Source organism: Thiocapsa rosea (genome assembly GCF_003634315.1).
GTDB classification, from domain to species: domain Bacteria; phylum Pseudomonadota; class Gammaproteobacteria; order Chromatiales; family Chromatiaceae; genus Thiocapsa; species Thiocapsa rosea.
Genome location: NZ_RBXL01000001.1, coordinates 5151715 through 5166467, shown reverse-complemented (window position 1 = coordinate 5166467; position 14753 = coordinate 5151715). Strand labels below are relative to the sequence as shown.

General features: G+C 65.0%; 13 protein-coding genes. 12 read left to right on the top strand and 1 reads right to left on the bottom strand.

From position 1 onward, the window contains the following. Positions 1–102 precede the first annotated feature (102 nt). On the bottom strand, positions 103–1203 hold the full coding sequence (locus BDD21_RS22970) for a quinoprotein relay system zinc metallohydrolase 2 (protein ID WP_245969761.1): 1101 nt from the start codon (positions 1201–1203) through the stop codon (positions 103–105). A gap of 57 nt (positions 1204–1260) precedes the next feature. Between BDD21_RS22970 and BDD21_RS22965 the strand changes: the two genes are divergently transcribed. The 12 genes from BDD21_RS22965 (at position 1261) to BDD21_RS22910 (ending at position 14733) form a co-directional block, all read left to right on the top strand. Continuing rightward, positions 1261–2220 (top strand): ABC transporter substrate-binding protein, encoded by a 960-nt coding sequence (locus BDD21_RS22965; RefSeq protein WP_245969760.1) that lies wholly within the window; start codon positions 1261–1263, stop codon positions 2218–2220. Positions 2221–2229: 9 nt separating this feature from the next. Then, positions 2230–2979, top strand: a complete 750-nt coding sequence (locus BDD21_RS22960) for an ABC transporter permease (RefSeq protein WP_120799147.1) — start codon at positions 2230–2232, stop codon at positions 2977–2979. Positions 2980–3052: 73 nt separating this feature from the next. Next, a complete protein-coding gene (locus BDD21_RS22955; protein ID WP_120799146.1) occupies positions 3053–3868 on the top strand; it encodes an ABC transporter ATP-binding protein in 816 nt (271 codons plus the stop codon). 74 nt (positions 3869–3942) lie between these two features. Beyond that, entirely contained in the window at positions 3943–4464 is a 522-nt protein-coding gene (locus BDD21_RS22950) for a DUF2380 domain-containing protein (protein ID WP_211335136.1), read from the top strand. A 501-nt stretch (positions 4465–4965) separates the two neighbouring features. Continuing rightward, complete coding sequence (locus BDD21_RS22945) at positions 4966–6930, top strand: sigma-54-dependent Fis family transcriptional regulator (protein WP_120799145.1); 1965 nt, start codon at positions 4966–4968, stop codon at positions 6928–6930. Between the two features lie 9 nt (positions 6931–6939). Then, a complete protein-coding gene (locus tag BDD21_RS22940; RefSeq protein WP_120799144.1) occupies positions 6940–7506 on the top strand; it encodes a flavoprotein in 567 nt (188 codons plus the stop codon). 11 nt (positions 7507–7517) lie between these two features. Continuing rightward, positions 7518–8918, top strand: coding sequence for a DUF6513 domain-containing protein (locus BDD21_RS22935; RefSeq protein WP_120799143.1), 1401 nt, complete (start codon positions 7518–7520; stop codon positions 8916–8918). Continuing rightward, positions 8915–9484: a DUF447 domain-containing protein gene (locus BDD21_RS22930; RefSeq protein ID WP_120799142.1), complete on the top strand. Its 570-nt coding sequence runs from the start codon at positions 8915–8917 to the stop codon at positions 9482–9484. The genes BDD21_RS22935 and BDD21_RS22930 overlap by 4 nt, the downstream gene beginning before the upstream one ends. Continuing rightward, positions 9481–10164: a (5-formylfuran-3-yl)methyl phosphate synthase gene (locus tag BDD21_RS22925; protein WP_120799141.1), complete on the top strand. Its 684-nt coding sequence runs from the start codon at positions 9481–9483 to the stop codon at positions 10162–10164. The genes BDD21_RS22930 and BDD21_RS22925 overlap by 4 nt, the downstream gene beginning before the upstream one ends. Positions 10165–10410: 246 nt before the next feature. Next, on the top strand, positions 10411–11931 hold the full coding sequence (gene adh, locus BDD21_RS22920; RefSeq protein WP_120799140.1) for an aldehyde dehydrogenase: 1521 nt from the start codon (positions 10411–10413) through the stop codon (positions 11929–11931). 105 nt (positions 11932–12036) lie between these two features. Then, on the top strand, positions 12037–12420 hold the full coding sequence (locus BDD21_RS22915; protein WP_120799139.1) for a DUF779 domain-containing protein: 384 nt from the start codon (positions 12037–12039) through the stop codon (positions 12418–12420). A gap of 63 nt (positions 12421–12483) precedes the next feature. After that, positions 12484–14733 (top strand): TonB-dependent receptor family protein, encoded by a 2250-nt coding sequence (locus tag BDD21_RS22910; protein ID WP_120799138.1) that lies wholly within the window; start codon positions 12484–12486, stop codon positions 14731–14733. Positions 14734–14753: the final 20 nt, after the last annotated feature.

Genomic DNA, 14753 nt, shown 5'->3' with positions numbered 1-14753 from the left:
CCGCCCGCGCGCCTCCACGAAAGCGCCAGTCATCCGCAATCCTTCCAAACGCGATGCCATCAATCCGCCGATACCTTTGGGGTTGTGCCTTGAGGTCTCAGGTCACTCCCATTCCAGCTCGACGAAAGCCGCCGTGACATTGCGGCCGTGGTAATGCTCGAACAGGAGCCAGCGGCGAGCCTCCTCGGGCGCGACCGTCGCCACCGCATCGGCGATGGTTCCGCGCCGACGGATCACCTCCCGCACGTCGGCAGCGACCTGCTCCAGATAGCGGCGTTGCGCGCCGAGTGCCTCGCGTCGGTCCGCCGGAATCGGACCGTGTCCGGGGACGACGCGCTCCGCATCCAGGGCGTCCAGGTCATCCATTAGGCGTAGCCAGCCGAGCAGACTGCCGTCGAGAGAGGGGATGCGCTCCACGAAGAGCAAATCGGACAGCCAGAGCGTCCCGGTGGCGGGGTCGAAGATACTGAGGTCGGTGTTGGTGTGTGCCGTCGGGTGTGCGCGCAACAACAGGCGCCGCTCCCCGAGATCCAGCTCCCGGCGATCCCCGACAAGCGTCTGGGGAACGACCAGGCGCGTTCCGTCGGCAAGATCGCCCAGGGACGCGCGTGCGCGTTCGAGGTCGTGCTCGCCCCGGCGCGCCAAGGCATCGGGAAGGTTGGCGTGGCCGATAAACTCGGGCGTGTCCGCCTCGAAGGCGGCAGCCCCGAGGGTGTGATCCGGATGCACATGGGTCAGGACGACATAGGCGATGGGTCGATCCGTGACCCGGCGGATCGCTTCGCGCAGGGCGAGGCCCTCCCGCAAGCTTCCGCCGGTGTCGATCACCGCCACCCGATCCCGCCCGACGATGAAGCCGATGTTGGCGATATGGCCGCTGTTGGCGGGAGAGGTCTCCTCCTGAGTACCCTCGCGAAGATAGATCCCGGGAGCGATCTCCGCGATGTGAAGTCCCGCGATGGATCCATCGGCGGCCATCGCGGCGGGACAGGGCAGGGAGAAGAGCAATGCGGCGAGCGCGGTCGGCAAAGAGACGCGGACGCCCGCCGCACACCGGTCGCTTGCGCTCGGAATTGTGCTTGTGAAGGCCCACATTTTGCATTCGCCTTGAGGGTCGTTGACCTGGGACAGAATCGGAAACAGCAAAGGATGGGCCAAGCCCATCCCGACCGCGATGGAGGCGTCGCCATGTCGTTGGGCCATTTGCTTGAAGGAAACCCCGTCGCTCGCGCGACACGCGCGAGCGGATTGGTCTTTGGGGTGTCGATCTGCCTGTGCCTTTCCCTCTGGTGCGCGAGTGGTCTCGCAGCCGCCGAGCCCGTACGGGTCGCCGTCCTCAAATACGGGACCGTCAGTTGGGCGCTCGAGGTCGTCAAGCGGCGGCACCTGGACGAGGCGAACGGGTTCGTGCTGGATGTAAAGGAGTTCGCCGGGACGCAGGCAACGCTCGTCGCCTTGCAGGGCGGCGAAGCCGACGTCGCCGTCACCGATTGGATCTGGGTCGCGCGCCAACGCGATCAGGGTCGGCCCTATACCTTCGTCCCCTATTCGACCGCCATCGGGTCCCTGATGGCGCCGCCGCAGAGCGAGATCCGCGCCCTGGCGGACCTGAACGGCAAGCGAGTCGGCGTCGCGGGCGGTCCGCTCGACAAGAACTGGTTGCTGCTGCGCGCCCTGTCGCTGAAGGAGACGGGTGTCGATCTGGAGTCCCGTGTCGAGCCCGTCTTCGGCGCGCCGCCGCTCCTCAACGAGCAGATCCGGCAAGGGCGCATCGATGCCGTCGTCAATCACTGGCCCTTCGCGGCTCGCCTGAGCGCCCTTGGCTATGTCACCGTCGAGGATGTTAGGGATGCGGGCAAGGCGTTGGGGATCGACGTGGAAGTCGCGATGATCGGCTATGTCTTCGACCAGCCTTGGGCCGAAACCCACCCGGACGCCATTCAAGGTTTCTTACGCGCAACCGAGCAGGCCAATACGCTTCTTAAGGAGTCCGATGCGGAATGGGAGCAGGTCCTGCCTTTGATGGCCGCGCCCGACGAGCCGACCTTCATCGCCCTGCGGGATGGCTACCGGGCCGGGATTCCGGATCGCCGCAGCGAGCAAGAGCGGGCCGGCGCCGCGCAGCTCTTCGAGATCCTCGGCCGAATCGGCGGCGAGCGACTGGTGGGTGGACTCCGAGAGATCCCCGAGGGAACCTTCTGGTCCGGCGTCGAGGACTGATCCGCGGGCATGACCAAGGTCAGCCCCGCGGCCCTGCGGTTCGGCTCGGCACTCTGTCTCCTTCTCGGGTGGCAGGTCGCCGCCTGGTGGTCCCAGAGCAGTCTGCTCCCCGGGCCCCTGCCGGTTCTGCAGCTGATCCTGCGGGAGACCATCGACGGGCAGTTGATCCATCACCTCGGCGCGACCCTGCGCCGGGTGATCTTGGCCTTCCTGATCGCGATGCTGATCGGAAGCCTCGTCGGCATCCTCATGGGTCGCTGGCGGACGATCGATCTGGTGCTCGATCCTTGGCTGATCCTGTTCCTGAACATCCCGGCGTTGGTGATCATTATCCTCGCCTACGTCTGGTTCGGTCTTGCCGAGGCGACCGCCATTTTCGCCATCGCCCTGAACAAGATCCCCAACGTCGTGGTCATCCTACGCGAGGGGGCACGCACCCTCGACCGAGATTACCTGGAGATGGCTCGGAGCTACGACCTGGGGCGGGCCAAGACACTGATCTATGTCGTTCTACCTCAGTTGCTGCCCTACTTCGCGGTGGCGGCCCGCTCCGGCCTGTCGCTCATCTGGAAGATCGTCCTGGTGGTCGAGCTGCTGGGGCGCAACGACGGCGTGGGGTTCGTGCTCCACGTGTATTTTCAGCTCTTCGACGTGACCGGGATCCTGGCCTACAGCCTCTCCTTCATCCTGGTGATGCTGGTGATCGAATATGCCTTGCTGCAGCCGCTCGAACGCAATGCGAATCGATGGCGCCGGTGAAGTGTCCGACCGGCGGTCGGTCCCGATGCCGTCGGAGGACGAGCCTCGAGCTCGACAGGGGACTTCCGACGAGATGCCGTCGCCCCCCGACGTCGGTGCGCCGGTGGTGGAAATTCGAATCGATCGCAAGAGCTTCGTCGATGCCGGCTCGGGGCGGGAGCGTCTGGTGCTGGACCGGGTCGAACTCTCGCTGCGCCGGGCCGAGCTCGTCGCCCTCATCGGTCCGTCGGGCTGCGGCAAGAGCACCCTCCTGCACATCGTCGCCGGGCTCGATCCGGATTTCTCGGGGCGTATCCATTGGCTGGCGACCGAGTATGGGCGGCGTCCGAGGCTCGGCTATGTCTTCCAGAACCCCCGCCTGCTGCCCTGGCTGACCCTGCGCGGCAACATCGCCCTGGTCCTGCATGCTCGGGCCCGGAAGGACGGTCGGATCGAGGAGCTGCTCGCGGCCACGGACTTGACGGAATCCGCCGACGTGCATGCGAACCGACTCTCGGTCGGCATGCAACGGCGCGCGGCCCTGGCCCGAGCTTTCGTCGTGGACCCGCTGCTGCTCCTGATGGACGAGCCGTTCGTCTCCCTGGATGCCCCGACCGCCGAGCAACTGCGCCATCTGCTCCTGGATGTCTGGGATATGCGCCGACCGACGGTGATCTTCGTCACCCACGACCTGCGCGAGGCGACCCTGCTGGCCGATCGAATTGTGTTCTTATCTCGCGACCCGGCTCGGGTGATCGGGGAGGTGCAGGTCGGAATCCCACGCGATTTGCGCCGTGACGAGGTCTTGGTCGGCGCCCGCCACGGCGAGCTGATGCGACTCTTCAAGGGATTCTACGGCGAGGATCGCGACGGGGTGGCGAATCCTCGGCATGCCGCCGGGTCGGAGTAATCGGCGTGTCGGCGCGACCGATATCCGCGTGGATCCATCCACCTATCCATTCACCTACGAGCGCGAGGTCGACGATGATGGCGACAACCGCAATTCGATCCGCGACGATCGGCGGTTTCTGGCTCCTCTGGGCCCTGCCGGTCTTGGCCGACACGACGATCGCCGTGTTGGATTTCGAGCTGAACGACTTGACGGGTCTGGACGGCGGCGCGCAGGAGCGTGAACGGACCGCGTCCGTGCGGCCCCTGCTGGAGCGCGCTCTCGCCGAGACCCGCCGGTATCGCCCGATCGCCATCGAGGCGGCCCGAGTCGAGGAGGCCAACGCGGGTTTCGGCTACCTCTTCGACCACCCCGAAGCCGCGGCGGAGCTGGGCCGAGCACAGGGGGCGGACTTCATCCTGGTGGGGCGTCTCCACAAGCCGAGCTTCCTGTTTGCCTATCTGATGGCAAACCTGATCGATGCCGGGACCGGGAAGGTCAGGGAGAACCTCATCGTGGAGATCAAGGGGCAAACCGTTTCGGTGACCGCTCGCGGGGCCGCCCGGCTTGCCGAACGGATCGACGCGGCACTTCGGCAAAGCGGGGCCGATCGATGACTGCGGAGGCTGCAGTTGAGCGCGGATGGGTCATCGAGGTCTTGATTGGTCGGAGCCGATCGTCCGGCACGATCCAGCGCTGACGCAGGAGAGCGAGCCTCTGTAATGATTCGGGTATCGCCACCACCATCGGGCAATATGCCTGAGCACACGCATGGGTGGTCGAGAGCTTGTGCATTGCCGGGTGCCTGGATTATGGTGACGAGGATCGCGGATGGATCGCTGCGTCACCGGCGAAGGTATCGAGTCGGGTCCTCGCCGATGATCACCCAGTTTCGTTATCGCGTCGGCGCTGAGAATGGCTGCGGTGTCCAGTGGCGCAGACGCCTCTGGAGCGGACGCGACAAATGCCTGCAGAGCATTACGTGCCGGCCGATCGAGATCATCGAATCAATATAACGAAGATCATCGAATCAATATAAGAAAAGCGTCCGGCGCTTCGCGCGGCTCGCACTGCCGCGCGGGCGGCGAATCGCTCGCCACCGGAGGAGGATCGGGATCATGGCAAACGCAATCCTGGAGTTCGGCGCGAACGAGCACGCCGCCTTCGTGCGATCGGCACTCGCCGGCGACGAGCGGATTCGCGCGTCGATGGACGACGTCACCATCGCCTCGTGGCAACGCTGCCATGTGCGCTATGGGCTCGATCCGGACAAGGCGCCGGAACCGGTCGTGGTGGCCCGCGGGGATCTGCTCGAACGTCAAGAACGGTCTCGGCGTCTCCTCGAGATCGCCCGTCACGAGATGACCAACCTCTATCAGCAGCTCGCGGGCTCCGGTCACGCGATCATGTTGACCGACAGCGACGGTATCCTGCTCAACTATATCGGAGACCCGCTCTTTACCGACACGGCGGCCAGGGTCGGTTTTCAGACGGGCGCCGTCTGGAACGAGGCCGTGCAGGGTACCAACGCGATGGGGACCTGTCTGGTCGAGCAGAAGCCCCTCGTGATTCACAAGTCGGCGCACTACTTCAAGCGCAACGCCTTGCTGACCTGCGCGGCGGCGCCGATTCTCGATCCCCACGGCAATGTCTTGGCGATCCTGGATGCCTCGAGCGAGGCACAGCTCGCCCAGCAACACACCATGGTGCTTCTGAACATGTCCGCGCAGATGATCGAGAACCGGGTGTTCTTCTGTGCGTTGAAGGATGCCTACGTGTTTCGGTGTCACAGCCGGGCCGAATTCATCGGCACACTCGGCGAAGGGCTCATCGCCTTCACGCCGGATGGCCTTATCCTGGCCGCCAATCGCAGCGCAATCTTCCAGATGGCGCTGGAAACCCCGCAGCAGTTGGTCGGGCAGCGTATCGACGAGCTCTTTACGATCGCGCTCCCGATGTTGCTCAAACGCGCTCATTCGCAGGGCCATCCGGCCTTCCCGATCCACGAAACCCAGTCGGAGCGGCGCTTTTTCGCCAAGGTGCAGCCGCCGGAGAATGTCTCTCCGCCAGCCCGCGCGCCGATGCCCAGACCCGCGGCCAATCCGACGGTGGCCGCCTGCACGGACCGCTATAGTCCGTTCGCCGCGCTCCACTTCGGCGACCCCAAGATGCGCCGGAACCTGGAGATTATCGAGAAGGTGCTGGATCGCGACATCCCCTGCATGCTCTTCGGCGAGACCGGTGTGGGGAAAGACGTATTCGCCCGGGCGATGCATCAGGCCAGCGCCCGGCGGGACAAGCCATTCGTCGCGCTCAATTGCGCGTCCTTGCCGGAGTCGCTGATCGAGAGCGAGCTTTTCGGTTACAAGGCAGGGGCTTTCACGGGGGCGAGCCGCGAAGGCAGCCGCGGCAAGATCGTTCAGGCCGACGGCGGCACGCTTTTTCTCGACGAGATCGGGGATATGCCGATCCACCTTCAAGCGCGCCTGTTGCGCGTCCTGGAGGATCGAACCGTCGTTCCGCTCGGCGGCGACAAGGCCATTCCGGTCTCGATTCAGCTCATCAGTGCAACACATCGGGACGTGCGTGCCCTGATCGCGGAAGGCAAGTTCCGGGAGGACCTCTACTATCGGATCCACGGAATCTCGCTGGTCATCCCGCCGCTGCGCGAGCGGGCCGACCGGCGCGAGCTGATCCTCAAAGTTGCCCAAGAGGAGGCCCGCTCGGACGTGCCGCTCGAGTGGGCGCCCGCAGCACTCGACCGCCTCGTGAATTACACCTGGCCCGGTAATCTTCGTCAGTTGCGCAACGTGCTGCGCGCGGTCACGGCCTTGTGCGAGGACAATCGCATCAGCCTACGGGACATTCCGGAAGAGCTGCGGTATGCGGCGCGCGTTCAGGAACCCTCTGAATTCGCTGCTTCGGCGACATTCAATGTACTGGATTTCGCCGAGCGAGACGCCCTCTTGCGGGCACTCGAGGGTACGCATTGGAACGTGAGTCTCGTCGCCAAGAACCTCAGGCTGAGTCGAAATACGCTTTACCGGCGGATGAAGCGCTATGGCATCAGCCCCGCGCGTTGACGCTCCGAGATGAAGTCGGCGAAGACGCCGAGGTTGGCTTGGGCCATCACGGGCTCCGGACATTACCTCAAGGAGTGTCTGGAGTTGCTGGAGAGCTACGAGGACGTGGACCTCTTTCTGAGCCGTGCCGCCGCGGAAGTGCTGTCGATGTACGGGTGCGACGTGCGGCGCCTGCGCGAGCGTATGACCTGCTTCCGCGACACCACCGCGAGCGCCGGCCCGGTCGGCCTATTCTACAAAGGACATTATGATCGCCTGGTGATCGCGCCGGCGACCTCCAACAGCGTTGCCAAGATGGTCTGGGGGATCTCGGATTCACTGGTCACGAACATCTATGCCCAGGCGGGAAAGTGCCGTATCCCCAGCATCGTCTTTGCCTGCGACACCGCGCCGGCGATGGAAACCGAGGCCCCCGGCGGGCAGGTCATGGTCTATCCGCGACGCATCGACCTGGAGAACGTCGAGCGGTTGCGGCACTTTGAGTATACCCGAGTCGTCGAGCGTTTCGAGGATCTGGTGACGGCCCTGCAGGAGTCGCCCGCGCCGGGGCCGTCTGCGTCGGTCGTTGCAGGGTAAGACCCGCCCGCATGTGCGAGCACATCCTCTTTCTCACCGGCCAGCTCGCCGAAAAGCCGCTGCTGCGCGTGCTCGAGCGGATGGATCTGCCCGGTCGTACCTGGTCCGTTCGGCAACTGGGAGTCAAGGTCGCTGCCCTGATGACGGTCGACATGATCCGCAGACGGCTCACCGATCCCGGCGGGGTCGACCGCATCATCATCCCGGGGCGCTGCCGAGGCGACCTGGATGAGCTCAGCCGCCATTTCGGCATACCGGTCGAGCGCGGACCCGAGGAGTTGAAGGATCTGCCCCGCTATTTCGGGCTCGAAGGCCCGGTGCCGGACCTCAGTCACTACGATGTGCGCATCTTCGCCGAGATCGTGGATGCGCCGTGTCGCTCGGTCGAGGGCATCCTCGAAGAGGCTGCCGCCATGCGCTCCGAGGGCGCGGATGTGATCGACCTCGGCTGCCTGCCGGACTCCCGGTTCCCCCACCTCGACGCGAGCGTTCGCGCTCTGAAGGATGCAGGGTATCGGGTCAGTGTCGACTCGATGCAGCCGGAGGAGCTCCTCGCGGGGGGGCGTGCCGGTGCGGATTTTCTGTTGAGCCTGGACGAGGAAAATCTCTGGATCGCCGCAGAGGTGACGTCGATCCCGGTCCTGGTGCCGCACCGCCCCGGAGATCTGGCGTCACTCGAGCGTGCGATGGCACGGATGGATGCCGAAGGACGGCCCTATATCGCCGACCCGATCCTGGACCCCATTCACTTCGGCTTTGCCGACTCCTTGGTGCGTTACCACCGCCTGCGCGAGACGCATCCGCAGGCATCCATCATGATGGGTGTCGGCAATCTCACCGAGTTGACCGAGGCGGATACGGCCGGCATCAATGCACTGCTGATGGGGCTGATCTCGGAGCTCGGCATCACCAACATCCTCACGACCCGGGTCAGCCCGCATTGCCGCAGCGCGATTCGGGAGGCCGACCTTGCCAGGCGCATCATGTCATGGGCGCGCCGAGAAGGCAGTCTACCCAAGCTCATCGACCCCGGCCTCACGGCGCTCCACGAACGCCGTCCCTTTCCCTACGACGCCGAGGAGATCCGTGAGCTGGCTGCGGCCGTGCGGGATCCGAACTTCCGCATCCAGGTCAGCGCTGAGGGGATCCACCTCTACAATCGCGACGGTCTCATGACCTTCGACGACCCCTTCGACTTCTATCTCCATCTGGGTGTGGAACAGGACGGCGGGCATGCCTTTTATCTCGGCGTCGAGTTGGCGCGCGCGCAGATCGCACTTCAACTCGGCAAGGGCTACGTCCAGGACCAGCCGTTGCGTTGGGGTTGCGTCCTTCCTCCTCCGGCGCCCATGTCGTCGGCCGGCACCGAGGCCGTCGGCCCCACCCGACAACCGAAGAGGACGCGCTCGTGATTCACGAAGTCATCGTCACCACCCTCGACCCCGGCGGCCGGGCCCACATCGCTCCGATGGGAATCCGGCATCGCGAGGGACGGATCCTCGTCGCCCCCTTCAGGCCCTCCAGCACCCTCGATAATGTGCTTCGAACCCGGTGCGCCGTCATCAACTATACCGATGACGTGCGCATCTTCGCCGGCTGCCTGACCGGCCGAACCGACTGGCCGCTGACACGATCCGAGCGGGTCGAGGTCCCGCGCCTCGCGGATGGCTTGGCCCACGTCGAGGTGGAGCTTGCCGAGGTCGAGGATGATCCTCTGCGCCCTCGGTTGTTCTGCCGACCACTGCACGAGGCCAACCATCTCCCTTTCCGGGGCTTCAATCGCGCCCGGGCGGCGATCTTGGAGTTGGCGATTCTGGTGAGCCGACTGGATCTGCTGCCGGCCGAGAAGATCGCACGCGAGATCGACTATCTGCAGATCGCCGTCGAGAAGACCGCCGGTCCGCGCGAGCAGGAGGCCTGGGCATGGCTGATGGAGCGGGTCGAGGCACACCGCGCGGGCGAGAGCTCGGGGCCATGATCCGAATGCTCGCAAGCGTCACCGACAGCGCCGAAGCCGAGATGGCAATCGGCGCCGGCGCCGGGATCATCGATCTGAAGAATCCAGCGCTCGGCGCCTTGGGCGCGCTTCCCCTCGAGCGTATCCGCGACATCCTGGCGCAGGTTGCCGGGCGTCGACCGGTGAGCGCGACCATCGGCGATCTGCCCCCCGATGCCCGGTTGACCGATAGGGCCATCCGAGCAACCGCGGCGACCGGCGTTGATTACGTCAAGGTGGGATTCTTCACTGACGCGCATGTCAGAGACTGTCTGCCGAGCATCGCCGCTGCGGCGTCGAGTTGTTCCATCGTGGCGGTTATGTTCGCCGATCGTGGACCCGACCCGACACGCCTGGCCGACTTCGCCGCGGCCGGCTGCGTCGGCATCATGCTGGACACGGCGGAAAAATCCGGCAAAGGTCTGCTCCACCACATGACGATCGCGGTGTTGCAGGACTTCGTCTCAGGCGCACGGGATCTCGGACTCCTGACCGGGCTGGCGGGATCGCTGCGGCTCGAAGATATTCCGCAATTGCGCACGCTGAGGCCCGATTATCTGGGATTCCGAGGTGCCCTCTGTCAGGCGGATCGGCGCGTCGCCGGATTGGATACGGAGCGACTGCGCGCCGTGCACGCGGCGGTGCAAGCAAACGAGGCGTGACAGACTGTTCCGAAAGTGGAGCAGGGAGCTGCGCGCCGCGCGCTTGGAGCCACACCGAAGAATCACGATCAGCCCGCCACCCGGTTGTGGCGGTCTCTCTAGTCTCCGGTGCAGCGTCCGGCAGATCGGATGCCTCGAACGGCGGATTGAGTCGATGATGGCAAGCCTCGTGCTTATCCGTCACGACCGAGCTTCCCGCTCGAAACACCCGTCAACCACCAGCGTCGTGACGAAGGAGAGCAAACCATGATCTATGCCAAGCCTGGCGAGGCCGATTCCAAGCTCAGCTTCAAGCCGCGTTACGGAAACTTCATCGGGGGCGAATGGGTCGCGCCCGTCGAGGGTCGGTATTTCGAGAACGTCTCGCCCGTCGATGGTCGAGCCTTCTGCGAGATCCCGCGATCGTCCGCTGCCGACATCGAGCTGGCCCTGGATGCGGCTCATCGTGCCAAAGACGCCTGGGGAAAAGCCTCCCCGGCCGAGCGCTCGAACGTTCTTCTCAAGATCGCCGACCGCATCGAGCAAAACCTGGAAATCATCGCGCTCGCGGAGGCTTGGGACAACGGCAAGCCCATCCGCGAGACGATGGCGGCGGATCTTCCGCTCGCCGTGGACCACTTCCGCTACTTTGCCGGTTGCATTCGCGCCCAAGAGGGGTCGATCTGCGAGATCGACCACGACACGGTCGCCTACCATTTCCACGAGCCTCTGGGTGTTGTCGGTCAGATCATCCCCTGGAATTTCCCCATCCTGATGGCCGTCTGGAAGCTGGCCCCCGCTCTGGCGGCCGGCAACTGCGTCGTGCTCAAACCGGCCGAACAGACCCCGGTCGGGATCCTGGTGGTGGCCGAGCTGATCCAGGATCTGTTGCCGCCGGGTGTGCTCAACATCGTCAACGGCTTCGGCGTCGAGGCCGGCAAACCGCTCGCGACCAACAAGCGCATCGCCAAGATCGCCTTCACCGGCGAGACCAGTACCGGCCGGCTGATCATGCAGTATGCGGCGGAGAACATCATCCCGGTTACGCTCGAGCTGGGCGGCAAGTCGCCGAACATCTTTTTCGCGGATATCATGGATCAGGAAGACGCCTTCTTCGACAAAACGCTCGAAGGGTTTGCGATGTTCGCCCTGAACCAGGGTGAGGTCTGCACCTGTCCCTCGCGGGTTCTGGTCCAGGAGTCCATTGCCGATGCGTTCATCGCCCGCGCGGTAGAACGAGTCAAGCAGGTCAAGCAAGGAAACCCGCTGGACACCGAGACCATGATCGGCGCCCAGGCGTCCTCCGAGCAGCTCGACAAAATCCTCGCCTATATCGACATCGGGCGCCAGGAAGGCGCCGAGTGTCTGGTGGGCGGGGAGCGCGCCGTCCTGGAGGGTGACCTCGCCGGGGGCTACTACGTCAAGCCGACCGTCTTCAAGGGTCACAACAAGATGCGCATCTTCCAGGAGGAGATCTTCGGCCCGGTGGTCTCGGTGACCACCTTCAAGGACGAGGCCGAGGCTCTGGCGATCGCCAACGACTCGCTGTATGGACTCGGGGCCGGCGTTTGGAGCCGCGACGGTCGTCGCGCCATCGTCATGGGGCGCGCCATCAAGGCCGGACGCGTCTGGACCAATTGCTATCACCTCTACCCGGCGCATGCCGCCTTCGGCGGCTACAAACAATCGGGCATCGGTCGCGAGAACCACAAGATGGCCCTCGAGCACTACCAGCAGACGAAGAACCTACTGGTCAGCTACAGCCCGCATGCCTTGGGCTTCTTCTGAGGATGGCGCCCGGGAGATGCGCGCCGCAAGGTGTGCGCTCCCGGTCGATGCGGTGGTCGGGCCGGCGGGCCCGCCACCACACCCCGAATTCCGGAGCGAGACACCATGAGCGACCCCAGCCCGCGCGTCGTGGCAACCGAGGCCGCGCTCGCGCTGATCGAGCGACTGAAGGCACAGCACGGTCCCTTGATGTTTCACCAGTCCGGCGGCTGCTGCGACGGCAGTGCGCCCATGTGCTGGCCTGCCGGTGAGCTGCGCACGGGCGGGAGCGACGTGAAACTCGGCGAGATCGGCGGCTGCCCCTTCTGGATGAGCGAGGCCCAATTCGACTACTGGCGGCACACCCAACTGATCATCGACGTGGTGCCCGGGCGTGGCGGCATGTTCTCGCTGGAGGGTCCCGAGGGTGTGCGCTTCTTGACCCGCTCGCGGTTGTTCACGGACGAAGAATCCGCCGCGCTCTCGCCCGTGGAGCGCGGTCGCGACTGATCTGCGCACACCGACTCTGTGCCGGTCGAGGTCCACATCCGACGACGACACTGGAGGATATTCATGAGCTGCGGGACCGCCCTCGACGACAAGTGCACCCCCGACCCTCGTCGGCTCCCCCTCGCCGTCGTGCTGGTCTGCATCGCTTTGGATGTGGCCGCACAGGATGACGAGGGTGATTCGGAAGGCGTCACGTCCCTGCCGACCCTGACCATTACCAGTGCCGTGCCCGATCGGCTCGAGGCCGTGCCGGGCTCTACCAACCTGATCGAGCGGGCACAAATCGAGGCCGAACGCCCCTTTTCGATCCGCGAGCTGCTGCAAGGGGTGCCGGGCGTGCATGTTGTCGGCGAGGATGCCTTTGGCTTGAACCTCAACATCGGTGTCCGCGGGCTCGACCCGCGGCGCACCGTACGCACCCTGCTTCTCGAAGACGGCATGCCGATCCAATTGGCGCCCTACAGCGATCCAAGCGCCCATTACAGCACCCCGCTGACACGCATCGAGCGTATCGAGGTGATGAAGGGCTCGGGCCAGATCGTCCATGGGCCTCAGACGGTTGGCGGTGTGATCAACTTCGTGACTCGACCCGTCCCGCGGGAATTCGTCGGCGAGGCCGACCTCTCGATCGGCAACAATCGCTTCAACCAGATCAGCGCCGGCGTCGGCAGCGGCGGCGACTGGGGCGGCTGGCTGGTGGAGGCGCTGCAGCGTCAGGGCGACGGTGTGCGCGAGAGCCACCGCCATCGGCTGCGCGACTTCTCCTTGAAGGCGGCCTTGGAGATCTCGAGCCGTCAGTCGGTGCTCGCCAAGGTCGGCTATTACGAAGAGGATTCCAAGATCGGCGAGGCCGGCTTGGACCAGGCCCGCTTCGACCGGGATCCGTTCGCCAACCCCTTCCCGGACGACAAGTTCGAATTGGAGCGCTGGGCGGCCCAACTGGTCCATCGCATCGAGCTTCGCGAGAACGCGCAGTTGTCGACGCAGATCTACTACCAGAAGGTCGACCGCGCCTCCTATCGGCAGCTCGATGCAATCGCGGAGGCCGGCGAGAACGAAACCCTGCGCAGCCGTGCTCCGGACACTGGACCTCGCAATCCGGCCTGCCGTCTCGACGGTGAAGGTATCGATTTTACGGTGCCGAACGGCTTCGAGATCTTCGCGCCCTTTTGCGGCAACCAGATGCGCCCCCGCGAGTATGAGTTCTACGGGATCGAGCCGCGCCTAGAGATGGTCCATCAGGCCTTCGGCATACCCGGCGAGCTCGTGGCCGGGTTGCGGCTGCATGAGGAGCGGATCAGCCGAAAGCGATTCAGCGGCACGACCCCGAGATCCCGCGAGGAGTCGGAAGGGACCTACTTCCGAGACCAGAACGATATCGATACCGATGCCTTTTCCGCCTATCTCCAGAACACGACCTTCCTAGGCGACTGGTCGATCACGCCGGGCCTGCGCCTGGAAGACTACTCGCTGAAGAACACGGCGGTCCTCTCCCGCACCGATCGTGAGATCAACAACGGCAAATCGGTGACCATCGACAACACCGAGTGGCTACCCGGATTGGGCGTGACCTATTTCGGCCTGCCGCAAACCACCCTCTTTGCTGGCATCCATCGCGGCATCGCCCCGCCGCGACCGGACGCTAACCTGAACCCAACCGACGACGCGCTTCAACGCGTCGACCCCGAGCTCAGCACCAACTACGAGATCGGGGCGCGCAGCTCGGCGCTGACAGGCCTACAGTGGGAGGCGACCCTGTTTCAGACGGACTTCGACAACCAAATCGTCGAAGGCGAGGCCCTTGGCCTGGCCCAGACCTACGCGAATGCGGGCGAGACCCTGTTTCAGGGGCTCGAGGTCGCCGCCAGAGTCGATTTCGGGCAACTGAGGTCGGGCATCCACAATCCGTACGCAACGCTGAGCTACACCAATCTTTTCACGGCGAAGTTCGAGAACGACGCCGCCGGTGCCCGCGGCAACCGGCTGCCCTACGCCCCCCGACAGATGCTCTCGGTGGGCCTCGGCTTCGAGCACGCCGCAGGCTGGGACGCACGGATGGGGGTGACCTACATCGACGAGCAGTACACCGACGCCGCGAACTCCAGGGCGGCATCGGCCGACGGTCAGTCCGGTCTGATCCCGAGCTACACCACGCTCGACGCCGCAGTCAACTTCCGGCTTCCGCAGCACGGCGCGACCCTCTACCTCAGCGCCACCAATCTCACCGACGAGACTTACCTGGTCAGCCGCGTCAACGGTGCCTTCGCCGGCGCGTCGCGGCAGATCATCGCCGGGGTGAGCCTCATGTTCTGATCGCGTCCGGTCGGACACGC

Coding starts and splice junctions, on each gene's coding strand:
- BDD21_RS22970 (WP_245969761.1), bottom strand. CDS start 1,203: ATGGCCCAACGACATGGCGACGCCTCCATCGCGGTCGGGATGGGCTTG.
- BDD21_RS22960 (WP_120799147.1), top strand. CDS start 2,230: ATGACCAAGGTCAGCCCCGCGGCCCTGCGGTTCGGCTCGGCACTCTGT.
- BDD21_RS22955 (WP_120799146.1), top strand. CDS start 3,053: ATGCCGTCGCCCCCCGACGTCGGTGCGCCGGTGGTGGAAATTCGAATC.
- BDD21_RS22950 (WP_211335136.1), top strand. CDS start 3,943: ATGATGGCGACAACCGCAATTCGATCCGCGACGATCGGCGGTTTCTGG.
- BDD21_RS22945 (WP_120799145.1), top strand. CDS start 4,966: ATGGCAAACGCAATCCTGGAGTTCGGCGCGAACGAGCACGCCGCCTTC.
- BDD21_RS22940 (WP_120799144.1), top strand. CDS start 6,940: ATGAAGTCGGCGAAGACGCCGAGGTTGGCTTGGGCCATCACGGGCTCC.
- BDD21_RS22935 (WP_120799143.1), top strand. CDS start 7,518: ATGTGCGAGCACATCCTCTTTCTCACCGGCCAGCTCGCCGAAAAGCCG.
- BDD21_RS22925 (WP_120799141.1), top strand. CDS start 9,481: ATGATCCGAATGCTCGCAAGCGTCACCGACAGCGCCGAAGCCGAGATG.
- adh (WP_120799140.1), top strand. CDS start 10,411: ATGATCTATGCCAAGCCTGGCGAGGCCGATTCCAAGCTCAGCTTCAAG.
- BDD21_RS22915 (WP_120799139.1), top strand. CDS start 12,037: ATGAGCGACCCCAGCCCGCGCGTCGTGGCAACCGAGGCCGCGCTCGCG.
- BDD21_RS22910 (WP_120799138.1), top strand. CDS start 12,484: ATGAGCTGCGGGACCGCCCTCGACGACAAGTGCACCCCCGACCCTCGT.